18 protein-coding genes are annotated in these 22,987 nt (G+C 60.6%); 9 read left to right on the top strand and 9 right to left on the bottom strand.

Annotated elements, in window-relative coordinates; genetic code table 11:
• Window positions 1-2: 2 nt before the first annotated feature.
• A complete protein-coding gene (locus GYM54_RS02760; protein ID WP_181103558.1) occupies window positions 3-371 on the bottom strand; it encodes a YidH family protein in 369 nt (122 codons plus the stop codon).
• Window positions 372-531: 160 nt separating this feature from the next.
• On the opposite strand from GYM54_RS02760, the gene GYM54_RS02755 reads away from it, so the two are divergent.
• Complete coding sequence (locus tag GYM54_RS02755; protein WP_181103560.1) at window positions 532-1,023, top strand: copper chaperone PCu(A)C; 492 nt, start codon at window positions 532-534, stop codon at window positions 1,021-1,023.
• Window positions 1,024-1,158: 135 nt separating this feature from the next.
• On the opposite strand, the gene gorA is transcribed toward GYM54_RS02755, so the two are convergent.
• The gene (gene gorA, locus GYM54_RS02750; protein ID WP_131648771.1) at window positions 1,159-2,517 is read right to left on the bottom strand and encodes a glutathione-disulfide reductase; all 1,359 of its coding nucleotides are present in this window, start codon (window positions 2,515-2,517) and stop codon (window positions 1,159-1,161) included.
• A gap of 72 nt (window positions 2,518-2,589) precedes the next feature.
• On the opposite strand from gorA, the gene GYM54_RS02745 reads away from it, so the two are divergent.
• On the top strand, window positions 2,590-3,012 hold the full coding sequence (locus GYM54_RS02745) for a VOC family protein (protein WP_131648770.1): 423 nt from the start codon (window positions 2,590-2,592) through the stop codon (window positions 3,010-3,012).
• A 43-nt stretch (window positions 3,013-3,055) separates the two neighbouring features.
• Here GYM54_RS02745 and galU read toward each other — a convergent pair whose 3' ends face one another.
• Window positions 3,056-3,895: a UTP--glucose-1-phosphate uridylyltransferase GalU gene (galU, locus tag GYM54_RS02740; RefSeq protein ID WP_131648769.1), complete on the bottom strand. Its 840-nt coding sequence runs from the start codon at window positions 3,893-3,895 to the stop codon at window positions 3,056-3,058.
• 489 nt (window positions 3,896-4,384) lie between these two features.
• On the opposite strand from galU, the gene hemN reads away from it, so the two are divergent.
• The 4 genes from hemN (at window position 4,385) to GYM54_RS02720 (ending at window position 11,410) form a co-directional block, all read left to right on the top strand.
• Window positions 4,385-5,773, top strand: a complete 1,389-nt coding sequence (gene hemN / locus GYM54_RS02735) for an oxygen-independent coproporphyrinogen III oxidase (protein WP_181103562.1) — start codon at window positions 4,385-4,387, stop codon at window positions 5,771-5,773.
• A gap of 179 nt (window positions 5,774-5,952) precedes the next feature.
• The gene (locus GYM54_RS02730; RefSeq protein WP_197444987.1) at window positions 5,953-7,593 is read left to right on the top strand and encodes a VRR-NUC domain-containing protein; all 1,641 of its coding nucleotides are present in this window, start codon (window positions 5,953-5,955) and stop codon (window positions 7,591-7,593) included.
• On the top strand, window positions 7,590-9,848 hold the full coding sequence (locus GYM54_RS02725) for an ATP-dependent DNA helicase (RefSeq protein ID WP_197444986.1): 2,259 nt from the start codon (window positions 7,590-7,592) through the stop codon (window positions 9,846-9,848). The genes GYM54_RS02730 and GYM54_RS02725 overlap by 4 nt, the downstream gene beginning before the upstream one ends.
• A gap of 293 nt (window positions 9,849-10,141) precedes the next feature.
• Window positions 10,142-11,410, top strand: a complete 1,269-nt coding sequence (locus GYM54_RS02720) for an OprD family porin (RefSeq protein ID WP_197444985.1) — start codon at window positions 10,142-10,144, stop codon at window positions 11,408-11,410.
• Window positions 11,411-11,681: 271 nt separating this feature from the next.
• Here the strand turns inward: GYM54_RS02720 and GYM54_RS02715 are convergent, their stop codons facing one another.
• The 6 genes from GYM54_RS02715 to kdgD form a co-directional block, all read right to left on the bottom strand.
• On the bottom strand, window positions 11,682-12,593 hold the full coding sequence (locus GYM54_RS02715) for an aldose 1-epimerase (RefSeq protein ID WP_197444984.1): 912 nt from the start codon (window positions 12,591-12,593) through the stop codon (window positions 11,682-11,684).
• 195 nt (window positions 12,594-12,788) lie between these two features.
• Window positions 12,789-13,718: a 2-hydroxyacid dehydrogenase gene (locus tag GYM54_RS02710; RefSeq protein ID WP_197444983.1), complete on the bottom strand. Its 930-nt coding sequence runs from the start codon at window positions 13,716-13,718 to the stop codon at window positions 12,789-12,791.
• An 80-nt stretch (window positions 13,719-13,798) separates the two neighbouring features.
• The gene (gene garD / locus GYM54_RS02705) at window positions 13,799-15,352 is read right to left on the bottom strand and encodes a galactarate dehydratase (protein WP_131648980.1); all 1,554 of its coding nucleotides are present in this window, start codon (window positions 15,350-15,352) and stop codon (window positions 13,799-13,801) included.
• Between the two features lie 175 nt (window positions 15,353-15,527).
• Window positions 15,528-16,871, bottom strand: a complete 1,344-nt coding sequence (gene gudD, locus GYM54_RS02700) for a glucarate dehydratase (protein WP_197444982.1) — start codon at window positions 16,869-16,871, stop codon at window positions 15,528-15,530.
• Window positions 16,872-16,993: 122 nt separating this feature from the next.
• Window positions 16,994-18,436, bottom strand: a complete 1,443-nt coding sequence (locus tag GYM54_RS02695) for an aldehyde dehydrogenase family protein (protein WP_197444981.1) — start codon at window positions 18,434-18,436, stop codon at window positions 16,994-16,996.
• A 96-nt stretch (window positions 18,437-18,532) separates the two neighbouring features.
• A complete protein-coding gene (gene kdgD, locus GYM54_RS02690) occupies window positions 18,533-19,444 on the bottom strand; it encodes a 5-dehydro-4-deoxyglucarate dehydratase (RefSeq protein WP_197444980.1) in 912 nt (303 codons plus the stop codon).
• A 558-nt stretch (window positions 19,445-20,002) separates the two neighbouring features.
• Between kdgD and GYM54_RS02685 the strand changes: the two genes are divergently transcribed.
• The 3 genes from GYM54_RS02685 (at window position 20,003) to GYM54_RS02675 (ending at window position 22,987) form a co-directional block, all read left to right on the top strand.
• Complete coding sequence (locus GYM54_RS02685; RefSeq protein ID WP_197444979.1) at window positions 20,003-21,397, top strand: enolase C-terminal domain-like protein; 1,395 nt, start codon at window positions 20,003-20,005, stop codon at window positions 21,395-21,397.
• Between the two features lie 65 nt (window positions 21,398-21,462).
• Window positions 21,463-22,431: a tripartite tricarboxylate transporter substrate binding protein gene (locus tag GYM54_RS02680; protein ID WP_197444978.1), complete on the top strand. Its 969-nt coding sequence runs from the start codon at window positions 21,463-21,465 to the stop codon at window positions 22,429-22,431.
• Window positions 22,432-22,498: 67 nt separating this feature from the next.
• Window positions 22,499-22,987, top strand: a complete 489-nt coding sequence (locus tag GYM54_RS02675) for a tripartite tricarboxylate transporter TctB family protein (protein ID WP_197444977.1) — start codon at window positions 22,499-22,501, stop codon at window positions 22,985-22,987.

Genomic DNA, 22,987 nt, shown 5'->3' with positions numbered 1-22,987 from the left:
GGTCAACCACGAAGCGCGATGAAACTGATCAGGGTCAACGTGACGAGCGTGCCGCCGATCGACAGGATCGGGATCAGCAGCGGAAACGGCAGCGGCCTGTTGTGGCGCATGGCACGCTCGATGTTCAGCCAGCGGATACAAGCCGTCGAGCTGATGAACATGGCCAGCAACAGCAGTGAAATCGACAGGAGCTTGCGTAGCTCCAGCGCAAATATGCTGCCGGCAAAGGCTTCGACTGCTACGCCGCCAGCCAGTAGCGCCAGCGAGGTGCGGATCCAGGCAAGAAAGGTTCGCTCGTTGGCCAGGGTGAACCGGGGATCGGGCTCCCTTCCGCCGGATAGTAACCGGTGACTCCAGCGACTTCGTTCCATCAAGTGATGCGTCTCCGATGGGGGTTGGACCAGACTCATTCAAACAGAAACGTTACCGCCCTGCAGGTTCATTTGTGGCGATTTCACCGATGCGTCGGCACAGCGAAGGCGCGAGTTCTCATGCTACTGTGCGCCATCGAAAACCGCCCTGGAGAGACTCATGCTGCTTCGTCTGGTCACCGCTTTCGTTCTCGGCACCGCCACCCTGACGGCCATGGCAAACGACCCTGCTCACGCCCATCATGCAATGGCCGGCGCGCCTGCCGTTACGCAAGCATGGTCCCGCGCCATGCCGCCAAGCGCGCCAACCGGCGCCGTGTATTTCACGTTGCGTAATCCGGCCGATAAGCCGGATCGGCTTATCGGCGTGCAGACCCCCCGCGCGGAGAAAGCCGAACTGCATACTCATTTCCATGAAGGCGAGGTCATGCGTATGGAACGAATCGACGCGGTAGACCTACCTGCCGGTGGCGAAGTTGAGTTCAAGCCGGGCGGCAATCACGTCATGTTGTTCAAGCTGAGCGAACCGCTGGTAGCCGGCGAGGAGTTTCCTCTCACGCTGATATTCGAAAACGCTGGAGAGGTGGCCGTCGAGGTTAGCATTCAGCACCAGGCCCCGGAGTCGAACGACAACGGGCATATGCATCACTAAAGCCTTGGCGAGTCAGCGCGGCGGTTTCGGTCCTGCCGCGTCCGTCGATAGAGCCACCCTCCTCTTTAGCCGTTAGAAAACGGCTGCAGTTGATTTGCTGCGCAATCCAACCATGCGGACGACGCAGCATCCCGATCAGAAACCCGTTGGCGTTCGCATGGTGACGAACTCTTCGGCTGCCGTCGGGTGGATGCCGACGGTATCGTCGAAGATGCGCTTGGTCGCGCCCGCCTTCAGTGCCACAGCCATGCCTTGCATGATTTCGCCCGCGTCCGGCCCGGCCATGTGGCAGCCCAGTACCTTGTCGGTGTCGGCATCGACCACCAGCTTCATCAAGCTGCGCTCGAGGCTGCCGGTCATGGTCAGTTTCATCGGCCGGAAGCGACTCTCGAACAACGTCACCTTGTGGCCTTGCTCGCGGGCTTCTTCTTCGGTCAGCCCAACGGTCGCCATGTTCGGCAGGCTGAATACCGCCGTGGCGATGGTGTTGTAGTCGACCGGCCGGTATTCATCGGGCTTGAACAGTTGACGCGCCACCGCCATGCCTTCGGCAAGCGCGACGGGCGTCAGTTGGATTCGCCCGATCACGTCACCGATCGCCAGGATTGAGGGCGCTGAGGTCCTGAACTGCTCGTCAACCGCGATGAAACCCCGATCATCGAGCGCGACGTCGACGTTCTCCAATCCCAGTCCTTCGAGCATCGGCCGCCGCCCCGTGGCGTACAGGATGCAGTCCGCTTCAAGGGTACGCCCATCTTTCAGCGTGGCGAGCAGGCTGCCATCAGTCTGTTTGTCAATGCGCGCGATGTCGGCGTTGAACTGTAGGTCGATGTCCTTCTTGATCATCTCGTCCTTCAGGTGATCACGCAGCGAGCCATCGAAACCACGCAGGAACAGCTCGCCCCGGTACAGCAACTTGGTATCGGCGCCACAGCCATGGAAGATCGAGGCGAACTCGACGGCAATGTAGCCGCCCCCAACCACCAGCACGCGGCGCGGCAGTTCGTCGAGGTAGAAGGCTTCGTTGGAGGTGATGGCGTGCTCGCGGCCTGGAATCTCCGGCACGAAGGGCCAGCCGCCAGTCGCGACGAGGATATGTTCGGCGCGGTAGTGCCGGCCTTCGACTTCAACCGTATGGGCGTCAATCAGGCGTGCGTGCGCTTGCAGCAAGGTGACGCCACTGTCGGTCAGCAGGTTCTTGTAGATGCCATTGAGTCGCTGGATTTCACGGTCCTTGTTGGCGATCAGGGTTTTCCAGTCGAAGGTCGCACCATCGATCGTCCAGCCATAGCCTTGGGCCTGGCCGATGTCTTCGGCATAGTGGGCTCCGTAGACCAGCAGTTTCTTCGGTACGCAGCCGACGTTTACGCAGGTGCCGCCCAGATAACGGCTCTCGGCGACCGCGACGCGGGCACCGTAGCTGGCAGCGAAACGTGCCGCGCGGACGCCGCCGGACCCTGCGCCGATGACGAAAAGATCGAAGTCGTAAGCCATGAACTGTTGTCTCCCTTGTAGAACGGACAGCATAACCCAGGCTGTTGGCCTGATTCACCGGAGGTCTGCCGCATGCGCCCTACCCTGACCCATCTCGCACTGCATGTTCCCGATCTGGATGCCTGCATCGCGTTCTATGCGCAGTTCTGCGGTATGCACGTGTTCCACGAACGCGCCGGAAAAGGGTCGCGCATCGTTTGGATGGCTGAGCCTGGAAAAGAGCGCGAATTCATCTTCGTGATCATGCCGGGAGGCCAGAACCGTAAGCTGGCTGAAGATGATTACAGCCATTTCGGCTTCGCGCTGGCGAGTCGCGCAGACGTCGATACGATTGCGGAGCGCGCCAGACAGGCCGGATGCCTGATCTGGGAGCCGCGTGACGAGCCCTATCCGGTCGGTTATTACTGCGGTGTTCGTGATCCGGCTGGCAACTATGTCGAATTCAGCTATGGCCAGCCATTGGGTCCGGGCGCCGAGGATATGCCGGCGCCGTGAAACACAAAGGCCACCCGAAGGTGGCCTTGTTGCATGGCGTAGGTCAGAACGCCTTGCCGGTGAGGTAGAAGTTCTCGTAGCAGAAGTTGGTCGCCGCGATATAACCCTCGGCACTACCGCAATCAAAACGCTGACCCTTGAACTTGTATGCCAGCACGCAGCCATCCTGAGCCTGACGCATCAGGGCGTCGGTGATCTGGATTTCGCCGCCCTTGCCCGGCTCGGTCTGCTCGATCAGGTTGAAGATGTCCGGGGTCAGGATGTAACGGCCGATGATCGCCAGGTTGGACGGCGCGTCTTCCGGCTTGGGTTTCTCGACCATGTGGCTAACACGGAAGATGTCGTCGCGGATCATCTCGCCGGCGATGACGCCATATTTGCTGGTTTCTTCCGGCGGCACTTCCTGGATGGCAACGATCGAGCAGCGGAACTGGTTGTACAGCTTGACCATCTGCGCCAACACCGGATCGCCATCGAGGTTGATGCACAGGTCGTCCGCGAGGACCACTGCGAAGGGCTCGTCGCCGATGAGCGGACGGCCGCTGAGAATGGCGTGGCCAAGCCCCTTCATTTCCACCTGACGGGTGTATGAAAAGCTGCATTCGTCGATCAGTTTACGAATGCCGACCAGGTATTTTTCCTTGTCGGTGTTGCGGATCTGGTGCTCCAGCTCGTAGCTGATGTCGAAGTGGTCTTCCAGGGAACGTTTGCCACGGCCGGTAACGATCGCGATCTGGCTGAGCCCGGCTGCCAGTGCCTCTTCTACCCCGTACTGAATCAGGGGTTTGTTCACTACCGGCAACATCTCCTTGGGCATGGCCTTGGTCGCAGGAAGGAAGCGCGTGCCATATCCGGCCGCAGGAAAAAGGCATTTCTTGATCATGTGAGTCCTTGAGAAGATTGTTCCGGTTGATGCACTGCGCCTGGATCGGTCAACAGCCATACCCTGCACGTCCTGCCGCCAGCGGCTGACTAGAGGCTACGACCACCGAAACGGCGAGGGGTTCGCACATTTTCTGAGCCAATTCGAGGCCACGTTGGCAATCAAGCGACCGGCGGTTATTGACCTACGCACCGACATAGCTTGATCGGTGCTGAGCCGCTTGCCAAGTGGGCGTGCGAGATCGGCATGAGCGGACCCTCGCGTCCGAGTTGTTGCACAGCGTGATGACATCGATGCGACGCTGGCAGAGAAAAATCGACCGCAACATCACAATGTTGAAGCCGGACTTCAGCCCCGCTTGTGCCGCCTTCTTGATCTGGGACAGCCGACTCGTGAACTAGAATCGGGATAATCGTCGCCATGAAGTCGCGGGCCGTCGACAGCGACCCGTCCGACCACTCCCCTATCAACCGCAAGGTGAGAGCAGACATGGACCAAACGCCGAGCTTTAACCGCGCCCTGGTCGAGAAGTATGACCGTCCGGGGCCTCGCTATACCTCCTACCCCACCGCGCCGCAGTTCCATCAGGCTTTCGCCATGGACGACTACCGCAGCGCCGCGACGGAAACCAACGAGGCCGTGACGCCCAAGCCGCTGTCGGTGTATATCCATATTCCGTTCTGCAAGAGCCTTTGCTACTACTGCGCCTGCAACAAGATCATCACTCACAAGACCGATCGGGCCGTCGAGTACCTGGACTACCTCAAGCGTGAAATAAAGATGCAGGCCGAGCTGTTCGATCGCTCGCGCAAGTTGACCCAGTTGCATCTGGGCGGTGGCACGCCGACCTACCTCACCAGCGAACAGCTGGCGGACCTGATGGCCGCGCTGCACGATGCTTTCAATATGGACGACAGCGACGATCACGAGTTTTCGCTGGAAGTCGATCCGCGCACCGTCACCCCAGCGCAGATTCATCAACTGCGCGCGCAGGGCTTCAACCGTCTGAGCTTCGGCGTGCAGGACTTCGACGAGCAGGTGCAGATCGCCGTCAACCGTATCCAGACCGAAGAGCAGACCCGCGAGTTGGTCCAGGCTGCCCGAGACGCGAACTTCAAATCGATCAGCGTCGACCTGATCTACGGTCTGCCATTGCAGACGGTGGACAGCTTCAACACCACGCTGAACAAGATCATCGACATCCGCCCCGACCGGATCGCCGCTTACAGCTACGCGCATTTGCCTGACCTGGTTCGAGCGCAGAAGCTGATTCGCCCTGAAGATATGCCGCCGTCGGAACGCAAGCTGGAGTTGCTGGAACTGACCATTAAGCGTCTGACCGATGCCGGGTACGTCTACATCGGTATGGATCACTTCTCCCTGCCAGAAGACGAGCTGACCCTCGCCCGTGCCAACGGCACGCTGCAGCGCAACTTCCAGGGCTACTCGACCCATGCCGATTGCGATCTGATCGGCCTCGGCATTTCCTCCATCGGCAAGGTCGGCGACAGCTACAGCCAGAACGTGAAAGAACTGTCGCAGTACTACGCGCGTTTGAACGAAGGGATGCTGCCGGTGCACCGCGGCTACAAACTGAGCGAAGACGACCGCCTGCGCCGCGACGTGATCATCTCGTTGATGTGCCACGGCCGCATCGACTTCGCCGAGATGGAGAAGCGCTACGGCATCGTCTTCCGCGATTATTTCACCGACTCACTGGCCAAACTCGATGAGCACGTCGCCGACGGCCTGGTCGAAATCCGTGACGATGCCGTGGTGCTGTTGCCTCAGGGCCACCTGATGATGCGCAATGTGGCCATGGCCTTCGACGCCTACCTGGGCGGTGAACAGCGCGGACGGTTCTCGCGTACCGTCTGACGCTTGGCTCGCGCCTCCTGCATCAAACACAGGAGGCCCACCTCCGCGATACCCCCGCGCTATCCATGCACGCCATGATCGAACCACTGATCGTCCCGGCGTTGCCAAACCCAACGACAACTGTATAAATACCCAGCTCGACGGGCGATGTTGCCCGCGCCTACCGAACCGGACGTTCGATGCGCCAGGCCCTAGAAAACCCCTTCTATTACCTCGACAATTTCTGCCAGGTACTCGCCTGGGTCGGCGAGCGCCACGGTGATTTGCTGGACGACGACGAACGCGCGTTCCTTGATCGCTTTCCACAGATTCCTCAAGCCTCGCAAGCCCTGCTGGTGCGCATGGTGATGCGTAAAGGCACGCTGTTTCGCGCCAGCAAATTGCGCTACGAGGAGATCGGTTGTCCGTTGCAGGCTTCGGCTGTGCTGATCGAGCACGGCTGGATCGAGGCTAACCCGGTGCTGGATCTCGTCCAGCTGTTCGGCCTGCTGAAGAAAGATGAATTGCTGCGCGTGTTCGGCGGCGCCGTCAACGGTCAGCGCAAGAGCGATCTGCTCCAGGCCTTGCTGGCTGAACATGAGCAGGCAAAACCCTTCGCCAGCTGGTGCGAAATGCTCGGTGATGCGGCGTTCGGCCTGGCCATCGGCGACCTGTGCGACCGGCTGCGGCTGATGTTCTTCGGCAATATTCATCAGGACTGGTCCGAGTTCGTGCTTGCCGATCTGGGCATCTTCCGTTACGAGCAGGTCGCCTTCTCCCCCGCTTCCCGTGCCTTCCACGCGCGCGCCGAGGTAGATGCCTACTTGCATCTGCACCGCTGCCGCGAACGTTTCGATGCAGGTGAGTCGGTCGAAACCGTGCTGCTGGATATCCCGGCGACGCCGTACGCCAACGACTGGCTGGAAAACCGCCGCGGTAAGTTGCTGCTGAGCCTGGCTCGGCAATGCGAGCGCAACGGTGATCTGTCCCTGGCGTTACAGTTGCACGCTGCGAACCGCTACCCCGGCGCACGCGAGCGAACGATCCGCGTGCTGGAACGTTGCGATCAGCCGGAAGCCGCACTGCAACTGGCTCTGGCCGCCCAGGCTGCGCCTGAAAGCGAGCACGAAGCCCAGCAGCTGCAACGCATCCTGCCGCGTCTGCGGCGCATCCTGGGTGAGCCCGCCACGCGCCGCGTCAGCATTGCCCAGCCGGAACGAATCGACCTGATCTTGCCCAGACCGAACGGAATGAGTGTCGAACACGCGGTACGTGAGCACCTGACCCGTGACGATGCGCCGACCTATTACGTGGAAAACGCGCTGATCAATTCGCTGCTGGGCCTGCTCTGCTGGGAAGCGATTTTCGCGCCCGTGCCCGGGGCGTTCTTTCATCCCTTCCACGCCGGACCGGCTGACCTCGCTCGCCCCGATTTTCATGCCCGCCGCGCCGAGCTGTTCAGTGAATGCCTGAGCAAGCTCGGTACGGACGAATACGGTGAGTGCATACGCCGGGTGTATCGGCAGAAGTTCGGCCTGCAGTCGCAGTTCGTCAGCTGGGGACTGTTCGACGACAGGCTGCTGGACGTGGCGCTCGACTGCATCCCGGCCGAGCATCTGCGCGCCTTTTTCCAGCGCATCCTGCAGGACGTGCCCAGCCGCCGCAGCGGGTTACCGGATCTGGTGCAGTTCTGGCCCGGCGAGCGGCGCTATCGGCTAATCGAAGTCAAAGGTCCTGGCGACCGCCTGCAGGACAACCAGAAACGCTGGATCGATTTTGCGTTGCATCACGCCGTGCCGATTGCCGTCTGCTATGTGCAATGGGCCGAGGGCGACCGTTGAGCTATCGAGTCGCGGTCCGCGCGTTGTGTGAATTTACCGCCAAGACGGGTGATCTGGACCTTCGTTTCACACCTTCTCCCACCGCGCTGGAAGGGATCGCCGGGCATGCCACGGTGACCGCTCGCCGAGCAGAGGGCTACGAACGCGAAGTGGCGTTGGAAGGGACATACGTGGATTTGCTGGTTCGTGGTCGCGCCGATGGTTACGACCCGGCGAAGAATCAGCTCGAGGAAATCAAGACCTACCGCGGCGACCTCTCGCGCCAGCCCGCCAACCATCGCCAGTTGCATTGGGCGCAGGCCAAGATCTACGGCTGGCTGTTGTGTGCGTCACGGGAGTTGATCTCGCTGAATGTAGCGCTGGTGTACTTCGATGTGGTGAGCCAGAAGGAAACGCTGCTGGTCGAAACCTACAGCGCGACGCAGCTGCAGGCGTTTTTCGAAACCCAGTGTCAGCATTTCATCGCCTGGGCCGAGCAGGAGCTGGCGCATCGGCGTGAACGGGACCAGGCACTGACCGAACTGAAGTTTCCCTATGTCGAGTTTCGCCATGGTCAGCGGCAACTGGCCGAAGCAGTGTACAAGGCGGCCTGCACCGGCACGCATCTCATGGCGCAGGCGCCGACGGGCATCGGCAAGACGCTCGCCACGCTGTTTCCGCAGCTCAAGGCGTTCCCCGGTCAGCAGTTGGACAAGCTGTTCTTTCTTGCAGCCAAGACTTCTGGACGGCAATTGGCGCTGGATGCGCTGAACAGCCTGACGACCGACGCAGCTCCCTTGCGGATATTGGAACTGACTGCGCGCGACAAGTCCTGCGAGCACCCGGACAAGGCTTGTCACGGCGAGTCCTGCCCGCTTGCTCGTGGATTCTATGACCGCCTCCCGGCGGCGCGTGCCGAGGCGATGACGTATCCGATGCTCGACCAGAAAGCATTGCGCGAGACAGCGCTGCGCCATCAGATATGTCCTTATTACCTCAGCCAGGAACTGGCCCGATGGGCCGATGTGGTGGTAGGCGATTACAACTATTACTTCGACATGAGCGCCCTGCTCCACAGCCTGACGCTAGTCAATCAGTGGCACATCAGCGTGCTGGTGGACGAGGCTCACAATCTGTTGGAGCGCGGCCGGAGCATGTACACCGCAGAGCTGGATATCAGGCACTTCAAGGGTTTACGAAAAACAGCTCCCGCACCGCTGAAGAAGCCGATCGAGCGAATCCTACGCAGCTGGGGCGACGTGCACCGTCCGCAAATCGATACTTATGAGGTGCAGCCGGAACTGCCGCAAAAACTCATCGGCGCGCTGCAACAGGCTATCAGTGCGATCACCGATTACCTCGGCGAACAACCGGCTGGCATCGATCCCGCCTTGCAGAGTGCGTATTTCGACGCGATGCACTTCTGTCGCCTGGCCGAGTCGTTCGGGCCACATTCGCTTTTCGACTGCACGCTGCTGCCACAACGCAGCGTTCATGGTGGCCGAAGCTCGATTCTCTGCATCCGCAACCTATTACCGGCGCCTTTTCTCGGCCCGCGTTTTCGAGAGGCACGTTCCTGCGTGCTGTTTTCGGCCACGCTCAACCCGAGGCCGTTCTATTCCGACACCTTGGGGCTGCCGCCGAATCATGTCTGGATCGATGTCGAATCGCCCTTTCGAGCCGAGCAGCTGGAAGTGCGCCTGGCGCGCCATATCTCCACCCGCTATCAGGACCGCGCCGCCTCGCTGCAGGCCATCGTCGATCTGCTCGCGCAGCAGTATCACCAGCGCCCCGGCAACTACCTGGCGTTCTTCAGCAGTTTCGATTACCTGCAGCAGGTGACCAGGCTGCTGGCGGCGCAGCATCCGAATCTGCCGTTCTGGGAACAGACGCGCGGCATGCCTGAAACGGCTCGCAGCGCCTTTCTTGGGCGCTTCACCGAGGAGAGTTGCGGCATCGGTTTTGCGGTTCTGGGCGGCGCCTTCGCCGAGGGCATCGATCTGCCTGGGAACAGGTTGATTGGCGCCTTCATCGCGACGCTAGGCCTGCCGCAGGTCAATCCGGTGAATGAGCAGATGAAGGCTCGAATGGATGAACTGTTTGGCGCCGGCTACGACTACACCTACCTCTACCCCGGCTTGCAGAAGGTCGTACAAGCTGCGGGCCGAGTCATCCGAACCACAGACGACCAAGGCGTGGTCCATCTAATGGATGACCGCTTTGCACGTCCAAACGTCAGACAACTTCTGCCCGGTTGGTGGAACGCTATTTCTTGATGTCCTTTAGATTTAGATCCCTTCACAGCGCGTCCAGACCGCAAGAACAACGCTGTGCCTACCCCTGCAGCTTAGAAAGCCTCGCTTAGACAAAAGTCTCACGCCTTACATTTCTTTGCAGATTGCATTGACAAGCATTCGGCTGTCGCCATAATTCGAAACGTCATATGACGACTGATAACAGATATGCGTCAAGACATGCGCCGCCTGCGTGCGGTCGCGCTACACCCCGTCTCGCCTATCGCCGTACGGCTAAGCGGGGCGGATAAATCAAAAAAGGGAGCACAACAACAATGACCCTACGCAATCCATTGTCCGCCGCCGTTTTCGCGGGCACGCTGTCGCTGGCGCTTGGCATACCCGCTGCTGCTCACGCAGCGGAAGGCTTTGTCGAAGGCAGCAAAGTCACCTTGAACGCACGTAATTTCTACATCAATCGCAACTTCGTCGATCCGGCCTATAACGGTGGTCAGAACAAGGCCGAAGAATGGACGCAGAGCTTCATTCTCAACGTTCAGTCCGGCTATACGCCCGGTCCGATCGGCTTTGGCGTTGATGCGCTGGCCATGCTGTCGGTCAAGCTGGATGGCGGCGGCGGCACTTACGGAACGGCCCTGCTGCCGACGCACGGCACGGGCGATGATCGTCACCCCGCCGATGATTTCGGCCGCATCGCCGTAGCTGCGAAAGCCAAAATCTCGGAAACCGAAATCCGTGTCGGTGAATGGCAGGTAGTCGTGCCGGTACTGCGCGCGGATGACGGACGGTCGCTGCCGCAAACCTTCGAGGGCGGCATGATCACTTCCAAGGAGATCAGCAACCTGACGCTGTACGGCGGCCAGATGCGCCAGAACAGCACCCGTGACGACGCCAGTATGGAAGACATGTTCTTCGGCGGCGCGAGTTCGGATCGCTTCAACTTCGCAGGTGGCGAATACGCCTTCACCGACCAGACCAAGGTCGGCCTGTGGCATGCCCGCCTCGAAGACATCTACCAGCAGAGCTACGTTCAGCTGCTGCACACCCAGCCTATCAGTGACAACCTCGCCTTCACGGCGAATCTCGGCTACTTCACCGGCAAGGATGAAGGCAGCGCGCTGGCCGGCGACCTGGACAACAAGACCTATTCCGGTCTGTTCGGCCTGCAAACCGGTGCCCATACCTTCTACGTCGGTTTGCAGAAAGTCAGCGGTGATCAGTGGATGCGCGTCAACGGTACCAGCGGCGCCTCGCTGGCCAACGACAGCTTCAACTCCGCCTACGACGCCGCCGATGAGCGTTCCTGGCAGCTGCGTCATGACTACAACTTCGCAGGTGTTGGCGTTCCTGGGCTAACCCTGATGAACCGCTACATCAGCGGTGACAACATCACTACCGCAAGCGGTGACGAAGGCAAGGAATGGGGCCGCGAGTCCGAACTGGCTTACACCGTACAAAGTGGTGCGCTCAAGAACCTGAACATCAAGTGGCGTAACTCCAGCATGCGTCGGGACAACTCGTTCAGCAACAACGAGTTCGACGAGAATCGTCTGATCTTCAACTATCCGATTTCGATCCTGTAAGCATCATTCACCACGCTGGACGCAACACTCCTCGCTCCTGTTGCGGAAACTTTGCCCGTCCTTGTGACGGGCTTTTTTCGTCCCGCGAACGAGCATGTGCGGGCGACTGTGCGAGGCGGAGACAGTGATGGGTTGCACCCATCCTACGAAGCGGTGATGCTTTTTCGCATGAGGCGTGGCGCTGGATGATATGCAGGCGGGAAACCGTCGATAGACGTTGCGGCCGACACAATGCGCAGCCCGCGCTGAAGAATGGCTGGTCGGGACTCTTCTACGATCCCGCGCGGACCACCCGCTCGATGCTGAGCCGGCAACTGACCCGCATGACCTCGCCGGGCTCCAGGGTGCGCATTCCGTTCGCCATCGGATCGCTCATGCCGAGCGCGTTGTTGGCGTGGGACACCGGTTCCACCGCGAAAAAACCCATCTCCGCGGGCGGCGTGAACACCACCAGATGCCTCACCTCACTCGTCATTGTCAGCTCGATACCTTTGCCCGGCCAACCGATCCGCGCCGGCCCATTCCAACCGACGAAGCAATTGTCCAGGTTCGGGGACTCCAGGCGCCGTGGTTGCCGATAATCCCACTGGGTCGGCACTTCCTTTAACTCAGCCGGCAAGTTTCGCTCATCGCTCAGCCAAACCGACTGCGCGGAGAATTGCAGGATGCACGCGTCATGACGGGCGAAATACGGGTGCCAGCCGAGGCCGGCGGGCATCGAGCGCGTATCGATATTGCGCAGGCTCAGGCGCAGATCGACGCCCTGCTCGTCCAGGCGCAGCTCATGTTCGAGGTCGAAGGCGAACGGCCAGTCCAGCGCCGCTTCGCCCTCGGGTCGATGGGTGAAATGCAGGCTCAGGTTGGCAGCGCCCTGTTCGGTCACGCTCCAGGCCCGCTTCCAGGCAACGCCATGAATCGGCAATGGATGTTCGGCAGACAGGCTGCGCAATGGATAGCGTTGGCCTGCGTGCTCGAAGGCAGCGTCACCGACCCGGTTGGAAAACGGTGCCAGCACGAAGCAGCCGGTGCGGCGCACGCTGTCGGAGCCGTCCCATGGCCGCAACAGGTCGATGTCATCGACGCTCAGCCGTGTGATCGCCCCGCCCAACGCCTGGTAGACCGACAGTCGCAGTGCGTCATGTCGCAGTTCGATCTCCGTCAGATCCGCTTGGAAGCTGGGCATTGAGGTGTTTCTCCTTGGCGAGTGCAGGCCCGCGAGAATTGCAATGTAAGCGGAGCGGCGCTCCACGCCAGCACGCTTGTGGCTTGCGGCATGGCAGCGCCATAAGGACAACTCTAAAGGTGTCGGCCCCGAGCTTTTGGCCAAGCGCCGTGGCGACTAGCATCGCCTCAGTCTGCAGCGTACCGGTGAGTGCGCTCAGACTGCTGTCAGCACCTCTCCACGTTCGAGAAACGCACGTAGATTGGCGAACAACAGCTCTTCCATTGCCAGCCGCGTTTCCGCAGTGGCACTGCCGATATGCGGCAACAGGACGACATTGGGTAGCTCGAACAAAGCCGGCGGCACCTTGGGCTCTTCAGCGTAGACGTCGAGCCCCGCGCCGCCCAGCCGCCCTTCGAGCAGCGCCTCGACCAGTGCTGGCTCATCCACGACCGAACCGCGCGACACGTTGATCAGGATGCCGTTCGGGCCAAGCGCGTCCAATACGTCCCGATCGATCAGGTTGCGAGTGCTCGCCCCGCCCGGGCAAGTCAGCACGAGAAAATCGCTCCAGCGCGCCAGCTCGATCAGACTCGACTCATAACCGTAAGCGCTGCCATCAACCGGTCGACGGTTGTGGTAACGCACCTGCATGTCGAAACCACTCGAGCGCTTGGCTACCGCCTCGCCGATGCGGCCAAGGCCGACGATACCGAGCCGTTTGCCGCTGACACTGGTCGCCAGCGGTAAACCGCCGGAAAGCCATTCGCCCGCGCGGACAAAGCGGTCGGCACGCGACATCTGCCGTGCACAGTCGATGATCAGCCCGAACGCCAGATCCGCCACGCAATCGTTGAGCACGTCCGGCGTGTTGCTCACAGGAATGCCGCGCGCCCGCGCCGCCGCCACGTCGATGGAGTCATAGCCGACACCGAAGCTGATGATCGCGCGCAAGTTGGGCAAGCGTTCGATCAGAGCCGCCGAGCACCCGAAACGCGCGGAGGTCACCACGACCTCGATACGGTGAGCCTGACGATCAAAAAACGCATCGGCATCCTGCTCCCAGATGCGCAGCACCTCATGATCCGCAGCTAGGCTGCGGTTGAAACGTTCGGTAAGGGGGCCAAGCTGGAGAATGCAGGTCACGGGACTACCTCGAAAAGAATGGCGATTCGGTTCCAGCGCAGGGTACAGGGATGTGCTATTGGCTCAACCTGACGGGGCAATCAGGTGATGGGTGCTGGGTTGAACAAAGTGATGTCGTTGTGAATTTTGTGTTGCTCGGCCCAGGTCTTCTTCCGGCCGCTGGCGACATCCAGGTAGTAGTGGAACAGCTCCCAGCCCAACTCCTCAATGCTGGAACGCCCTGTGGCGATGCGCCCGGCGTCCACGTCGATCAGGTCTGGCCAGCGCTCGGCCAGTTCGGTGCGGGTCGAGACCTTGACTACCGGAGCCATGGCCAAGCCATAAGGCGTACCACGTCCGGTGGTGAACACGTGCAGGTTCATCCCCGCAGCCAACTGAAGCGTGCCGCAGACGAAATCGCTGGCCGGTGTCGCGCAATAGATCAGGCCCTTGCCGCTGAAGCGTTCGCCTGGGCCGAGTACGTCATTGATGGCGCTGCTGCCGGACTTGACGATGGAGCCCAAGGATTTCTCGACGATATTGGACAGGCCACCCTTCTTGTTGCCAGGCGTGGTGTTGGCGCTGCGATCCGCCGCGCCGCGCTCCAAGTATTGGTCGTACCAGTCCATTTCACGCACCAGCGCTTCGGCCACTTCTGGCGTTTCGGCGCGTGAGGTGAGCATGTAGATGGCGTCGCGCACTTCGGTCACTTCGGAAAACATCACCGTAGCGCCCGCGCGGATCAGAAGATCCGAGGCGTAGCCCAGCGCTGGATTGGCGGTGATACCGGAAAAGGCGTCGCTGCCACCGCATTGCATGCCAAGGATCAGTTCGGATGCTGGAACGGTTTCGCGCTGGCGACGATTCAGCTTTTGCAACCGCGTTTCGGCCAGCGCCATGATCTGTTCGATCATTTCCCCAAAGCCGGTGGTGGACTCTTGCAGGCGGTAGAGCCAGGGCTCGCTGAGATCGACCGAGGCGTCGCCCTCGTGCATCACCTGCTCGGCCTGCAGCTTCTCGCAGCCGAGGCTGATAACCAGGGCTTCGCCGCCAAGATTCGGATTGCGCGCAAGATTGCGCACGGTGCGGATCGGAATGTAGGCGTCCTTGGCGCTGATCGCCACGCCACAACCATAGCTATGCGTCAGCGCGACGACATCGTCGACGTTGGGGTACTTGGGCAGCAGCTCCTTGCGAATGCGCGCGACCGCATGATCGAGCACGCCGGTCACGCATTGCACGGTGGTGGTAATGCCGAGCACGTTGCGCGTGCCGACGGTGCCATCGGCGTTACGGTAGCCTTCGAAGGTGAAGCCTTCGAGCGGCTCGAGCCGCTGCGGTACGGCGTCGGCCATGGGCAGACTGTCGAGCGGCGGCGCTGAGGGCATGCGCAGCTGGGTTTCCTTGACCCATGAACCGCGGGCGATAGGTTCGAGCGCGTAACCGATGATCTGGCCGTAACGACGTACCGGCTGGTCAGGGGCGATGTCTACCAAAGCGACCTTGTGACTCTGCGGCACCGATTCGACCGTGACCAACCCATCTTCGAAGCGAGCTCCGGTCGGTACGCCACCATCGTTGACCACCACGGCCACGTTATCCGCTTCGTTCAGGCGGATATAACGAGGCGAGTCTTGATGCTGAATCAATTGCACGGTTTCGTTCATTTACGTCTCCGGAGCAGGCCGGTTGGAATTGTTGTTCGTATCGGTGAGCTGTGCGTTGGGATTTGGTGGGCTAAAGCCCACCCTACAGATGCCATGAGTGAGCGTGTCAGCCGTAGGGTGGGCTTCAGCCCACCGAAACTCACAAGCCGCCCCACCCTACTGGTCAACGCACCATGCAGGGCCGCTTGTTGTTGAACGTCCAATCCGGGATCAGGAACTGCATGGCGATGGCATCGTCGCGTGCGCCAAGCCCTTTCTCCAGATACAGCTCATGGGCTTTATGCAGCGCATCCTGATCCAGCTCTACACCAAGACCCGCCTTGGCCGGCACGGCGACCTTGCCGCCAACGATCTGCAACGGTTCACGGGTCAGATATTGGCCGTCCTGCCAGATCCAATGGGTGTCGATCGCGGTGATTTTGCCCGGCGCCGCGGCGGCCACGTGGGTGAACATCGCCAGCGAAATGTCGAAATGATTGTTGGAATGCGAGCCCCAGGTCAGGCCCCAGTCATGGCACATCTGCGCAACGCGCACCGAACCGCTCATGGTCCAGAAATGCGGATCGGCAAGCGGAATATCCACCGACTGCAACTGAACGGTATGGCCCATCTGACGCCAATCGGTGGCGATCATGTTGGTTGCAGTCGGCAGGCCAGTGGCGCGGTGGAATTCGGCCATGACTTCACGACCGGAGTACCCGTTCTCGGCACCGCACGGGTCTTCGGCATAGGCCAGGACACCGTGCAGGTCTTTGCACAGCTCGATGGCTTCGGCCAGTGACCAGGCCCCGTTGGGGTCCAGAGTGATGCGTGCATCGGGGAAACGCTCGGCCAGCGCGCGGATCGCCTTGACCTCTTCGCGGCCCGGCAACACGCCACCCTTGAGTTTGAAATCCTTGAAGCCGTAACGCTCGTAGGCTGCTTCGGCCTGGCGAACGACCGTCTCGGGGGTCAGCGCTTCTTCGTTGCGTACGCGGAACCAGTTATCGCTGGCGTCCGACTCGTCTCGGTAACCGAGGTCAGTCTTGTTGCGATCGGCAATGAAGAACAGATAGCCGAGCATCTCGACTTCGTCGCGCTGCTGACCGTCTCCGAGCAGGGCCGCAACCGGCACGCCGAGGTGCTGACCGAGCAAGTCGAGCAGGGCCGACTCCAGCGCAGTGATGGCATGGATGGCAATACGCAGATCGAAGGTCTGCAGGCCGCGACCGCCAACATCGCGGTCGGCAAAAGCCTTGCGCGCCTGATTCAGAAGAGCGTTGTAATTGCCGACCGACTGACCGACAAGGATGGAGCGTGCATCTTCCAGGGTCTGGCGAATCGCCTCGCCACCGGGGACTTCACCGACTCCGGTATTGCCGGCGCTGTCTTTGAGAATGAGGATGTTGCGGGTGAAATACGGACCATGTGCGCCGCTCAGATTGAGCAGCATGCTGTCCTGACCGGCGACCGGAACCACCTGAAGTTCGGTGACGACCGGAGCGCCTCGATTCGCAGAATTGTTCATACGCTTCTCTCTATTGTTCTTATGGTCCGCTGCGCGAAAAACGACTTTGCCGCCATGGATTGCAACTTGCCGAGCTGCTCGAGCGACTCGGCGAGTTGCGTCACATGAAGCGGCACGGCTGATCAGCCGATGTAGGTGGTCTTCACCGTCGTGTAGAACTCCTGGGCATAGCGCCCTTGCTCGCGTGGGCCGTAGGACGAGCCTTTGCGGCCACCGAACGGCACGTGGTAATCCACGCCGGCAGTCGGCAGGTTGATCATCACCATCCCGGCCTGGGAATGACGCTTGAAGTGATTGGCGTACTTCAGCGAGGTGGTGCAGATGCCTGCGGACAGCCCGAACTCGGTGTCGTTGGCCATCGCCAGGGCTTCGTCGTAATCCTTCACGCGGACCACGTTGGCCACCGGTCCGAAGATCTCTTCACGGCTGATGCGCATGTCGGCGGTGCTGTCGACGAACAGTGTCGGCGCGAGGAAGTAACCTTCGGTGCCGCACTTGACGCGTTCTCCACCACAGGCCAGGCGTGCGCCCTCTTCCTTGCCGATTTCGATGTACCGCAGGTCTTGTTCCAGCTGGGCCTCGGAAACCACCGGACCGACGTCCACGCCCTGCTCCAGGGCCGAACCGACCTTGATCTTCTTGATGCGCTCGATCATGGCTTCGACGAAACGGTCGTAAATGCCTTCGGTGACGATAATGCGGCTGGACGCGGTGCAGCGCTGGCCGGTCGAATAGAAGGCGCTCTGGGTGGCCAGTTCGACGGCGGTGTTGAGGTCGGCGTCATCGAGGATGATCTGCGGATTCTTGCCGCCCATCTCCAGCTGAACCTTGGCATGACGGCCTACACAGGTCGCGGCGATGCCACGGCCGACACCGACCGAGCCGGTGAAGCTGACGCCATCGACGCGTTTGTCGTTGACGATGGCTTCGCCGACTTCACGGCCCTTGCCCATCACCAGATTGAACACGCCTGCCGGAAAGCCTGCGCGGGAAATGATTTCGGCGATGGCCCAGGCGCAGCCAGGGACCAGATCAGCCGGCTTGATAACCACGCAGTTGCCGTAAGCCAGCGCCGGAGCGATCTTCCAGGCCGGAATGGCGATGGGGAAGTTCCAAGGGGTGATCAGGCCGATCACGCCCAGTGGCTCACGGGTCACCTCGACGCTCACGCCCGGACGGACCGACTGCAGGGTTTCGCCGGCCTGACGCAGGCATTCGCCAGCGAAGAACTTGAAGATGTTACCGGCGCGAGCCACTTCACCGATGGCTTCGGGCAATGTCTTGCCCTCTTCGCGCGCCAGGAGCGCGCCCAGCTCTTCGCGGCGGGCAAGGATTTCCAGACCGACTTTCTCAAGCGCATCAGCGCGTGCCTGGATGCCCGACGTAGACCACGCCGGGAATGCCTTGCGTGCTGCTGTGACGGCGGCCTCGACCTGTGCAGCGTCCGCCTGGGCGTATTCGCCGATGACGTCCGAGAGATCGGATGGATTGATGTTGGCCTGATAGTTCTTGCCGGTTACCCACTGGCCATCGATGTAGTTGTCGTAACGTTTTACGTCTGCCACGGAGCTCTCTCCTGCGTGAGGTCCGCCGACCGCGCCATGCCAATGGATGGCGGGCGCCGGCGGCGGGTGGGGCGAGTGATAGATCGGGCTGGACCGTTATTGAGCGCCCTGCTTTTCGACCAAAGCGGCGAGCGCTTCGTATTCTTCAGGTCGCAGCTCGGTCAAGGGTGCGCGAACCGGGCCGGCATCGTAACCAGAGATACGCGCGCCGGCCTTGACGATGCTGACCGCGTAGCCCTTGCAACGGTTGCGGATGTCGAGATACGGCAGGAAGAAATCATCGATCAGCTTACCGACGGTTTCGTGATCCTCGCGGGCGACGGCATGGTAGAACTCCATCGCCATCTTCGGAACGAAGTTGAACACCGCCGATGAATAGACCGGAACGCCGAGTGCCTTGTATGCCGCGGCATAGACTTCGGCAGTCGGCAGGCCACCCAGATAGGTCAGACGCTCGCCGAGACGACGACGGATGGACACCATCAGCTCGATATCGCCCAGGCCGTCCTTGTAACCGATCAGGTTGGGGCAGCGTTCGGCCAGTTGCTCGAGCAGCGGCGCAGTCAGGCGGCAAACGTTGCGGTTGTAGACCACCACACCGATATTGACCGACTTGCACACCTCCTCGACGTGTTTGGCGACACCTTCCTGGCTGGCTTCAGTCAAGTAGTGAGGCAGCAACAGCAGACCTTTCGCCCCCAGACGCTCCGCTTCCTGGGCATAGGCGATGGCCTGACGAGTCGGGCCGCCGACACCAGCGAGGATCGGCACCTGCCCGGCGCAAGTATCGACAGCGGTCTTGATGATGTCCGGATATTCCTGAGGTGTCAGCGAGAAGAATTCGCCAGTGCCACCCGCAGCGAAAAGCGCCGTCGCACCATAAGGCGCCAGCCATTCCAGGCGCTTGATATAACCGGCACGGTTGAAGTCGCCCTGCTGGTCGAAATCGGTGAGCGGGAAGGACAGCAGACCAGAAGAGAGGATGGCCTTCAGTTCTTGTGGATTCATTGTTCGAGCATCCTAATGAAACTAATCGGTATGAGTGGGGCCGCAGCCTTGGAGATACGTTATCGTACAACTATTATGAATGCTAGCCGTTTATAGAAAGTTTCTCGAGCGGCTCATGGCAGCGCCTCTGAACGACATGGAGCGAGCGGTAGACGTCCGATGATGCTTCGATGGCAAAGCAGTACCAAAACGCAATAAGGCTGCTTAACCGATGAATCGCAAAGATGCTGTTTGGGACGTTTCAATTGTTTGACATCCACCCAGAGCGCTGCTAAAAAATCAATCAAGTCATACGACAACGTATAACAAAAACAGAGCTCAAGAGCCATGAATCACTCCCGCCCTCCTCTAGCGATCAAGCTGTCTCTTACGCGTCGAGTTCCGTTTGCGGGATCGATGAGCTCTGCACTGTTCGCTTTTCACGTTACAGATCAAATCGACCTCACCGTCAGTCCGGGCTGCCCCGCTGCTGCAAAGCTGGCACGGAGACGCTCGGCCCTCGCGATACACAACTGATCAACCCTCGCTCACAACAACAATCAAGGAGCTATGCAGCAGATGCTAGACGCAAAGACGGCGACCCCGGCGGTAACTGAAATGCAGGTGATTCCGGTGGCAGGTTACGACAGCATGCTGCTCAACCTCTGCGGCGCGCACTCTCCGTATTTCACCCGCAATCTGGTGATCCTCAAAGACAGCGCCGGCCGTACCGGTATCGGTGAAGTGCCTGGAGGTGAAGGCGTCCGACAGGCGCTCGAACGTACCAAGGGGCTGGTGATTGGTCAGCAGATCGGTCGTTACAACCGAGTATTGAATACGTTGCGCCATGCCATTGCCGGTGGCTCGGCTGGTGGTCCACAGACTACTCAGCATCAGGTCACCTCGGAGGCGGAAGCCGCTGTATTAAAGCAGCCGCACGAGATCAACCTGCGGCTGGACAATGTCATCACTGCGGTCGAAGCCGCCCTCCTCGACCTGCTCGGCCAGCATCTCGACGTGCCTGTGGCAGAGCTGCTCGGCAATGGACAGCAACGTGACAGCGTGCCGATGCTGGCGTACCTCTTCTATATAGGGGATCGCGATCGCACCGACCTGCCCTATCTCGCCGGTACGGGTTCGGCCGATGACTGGTACCACATCCGTCATCAAGAGGCAGTCACACCCGAATCAATCGTTCGGCTGGCGGAGGCCGCCGCGGCGCGCTACGGCTTCAAGGATTTCAAACTCAAGGGCGGCGTGATGCGCGGCAGCGAAGAAATGCAGGCGATCGCCGGCGTCAAGGCGCGCTTCCCTGACGCGCGCGTCACGCTGGACCCTAATGGCGCCTGGTCACTGGCCGAGGCCATCGAACTGTGCAAGGGCCAAGGCCATATCCTCGCGTATGCCGAAGATCCTTGCGGACCGGAAAATGGTTACTCCGGTCGTGAAATCATGGCCGAATTCAAGCGCGCAACCGGTATCCCGACCGCCACCAACATGGTGGCCACCGACTGGCGGCAAATGGGGCATTCGTTCCGCCTGGATGCCGTCGATATTCCGCTGGCCGATCCGCACTTCTGGACCATGAGCGGCTCGGTGCGACTCGCTCAGCTATGCGAGCAGTTCGGCCTGACCTGGGGTTCGCACTCCAACAATCACTTCGATGTTTCCCTGGCGATGTTCACTCACGCCGCCGCGGCTGCGCCCGGCAAGATCACCGCGATCGACACCCACTGGATATGGCAGGAAGGCCAGGAGCGCCTGACTCGCGAGCCCCTGCAAATCGTCGGTGGCGAAGTACAAGTGCCGGACAAGCCGGGCCTTGGTATCGAGCCGGACATGGACCGGATCATGGCCGCGCACGAGCTTTACAACAAAGTCGCCACTGGCGCCCGTGACGACGCCATGGCTATGCAGTATCTGGCGCCAGGCTGGAAATACGACCCCAAGCGCCCCAGCCTGGGCCGTTCATGACCCCAACGCGAGCCAAGCAGAACGATAAGACGAAGCGCCGCACCCCCGACCGGAGAGACTTGACAATGAAAAAAGCAATTAGCGCCTCCCTTGTGTCCGCCGTACTGGCAACTGCCGTCAGCGGCGCGTTTGCCGCCGAGGCCGAATGGCCCACGCGTCCGGTTCAGGTCGTCGTCATCGCCAATGCCGGCGGTGATACCGACTTCAATGCCCGCACCATGGCCAAGTACTTCACCAAGATCACCGGCGAAGCGATGGTCATCACCAACGTAGCCGGTGGCGGCGGCACCCTCGCCGCCGAACAGGTCAAGCAGGCCGATCCGGATGGCAACACTATTCTGTTCACCCACACCGGGCAGATGATCGTCAACGAAGTGGCGGGATTGAGCGAAGACAGCCTCGATGCCTTCGACATCTGTTGCATTGCAGGCGTCGACAAGGGGGCTATTTTCGTCGCTTCGAAAAGCTCCGGCCTGACCTCGCTGGACGATCTGATCTCCAAATCCAAGGCCGAGCCAAGCAGCGTGACCTATGGCACCGAGATGGGCAGCTACTCGCACCTGCAGGGCTTGAAGTTCGAGGGCCTGACCGACACCAAGCTGAAGATGGTCGACGCCGGTACGGTTTCCGAGAAGGTCGTCGCGCTGTTGGGTAGCCGTATCGACCTCGCCGCAATCAGCTACGGGTCCGTTCAGGACTACATTGCCAGCGGCGAGATGGTGGCTCTCGGCCAACCCAACGACGAGCGCAACCCATTGCTCGGAGACGTCAAGACGTTCAAAGAGCAAGGCGTCGACTTCGTCATGGATAAGCCCTACATCGTTGCCTTTCCGGACGGCACCGACCCGGCCATCGTGGACAAAATGGCAGGCATCGTAAAACAGATCACCGAAATGCCCGAGTACGCCGATGAGTTGCGCAAATCCTTCAAACAGCCAGTCAGCTATTTCGGCAAGGAGGAGTCCATAGAGCGCCTGAAGAACACTCGCGAAGACTTCATGGAATACAAGGACGAGTTGCGCCAAAGCAAGTAAGCACCGCGACACGATGCCGGGCACGCGCCCTGCGCCCGGCAATTCTCCCTCCGATACGAGAATCGCCATGCATACCTATAAGAGAAAGGAGTTACTGGTCGGAGCGCTGATGCTGGGCGCCGGCCTGTTCTACCTGTTCCTGACCATGAACCTTCCGCGCAAAGGCGCCATTGACGCTGCCACCGTTCCCTACGTTCTGTCGATCGGGCTATGCCTGCTCGGTGTGCTGCAACTGCTGACCGCGACCAAGGCCACACAGCCCCCGGCAGACCCAGACGCAGATGCAGAACTACCTGACAGCACGCCGCCGGACTACCCCACCGTGTTCAAGACACTGGGATTGATCGCCGTGTACGTTGCGTTGCTGCAGAAAGTCGGCTTTCCGATCATGACTGTGCTGTATCTGTATGCGCAGTTCATCGTGATCACTCCGCGCGAGCGGAAGATCAACCATGTCGCTTATATCGTCATTGCGCTGGTGTCATCGGCCGTCATTTTCGTCACCTTCCGCCAGGGCTTCGATCTGATGCTCCCGGCCGGCTTTTTGAAATTCTAG

The sequence above is a fragment of the Pseudomonas sp. MTM4 genome (assembly GCF_019355055.1).
GTDB lineage: Bacteria > Pseudomonadota > Gammaproteobacteria > Pseudomonadales > Pseudomonadaceae > Stutzerimonas.
Note: the sequence above shows the minus strand (reverse complement) of the source record. Positions and strands in the feature narration are given on the sequence as shown.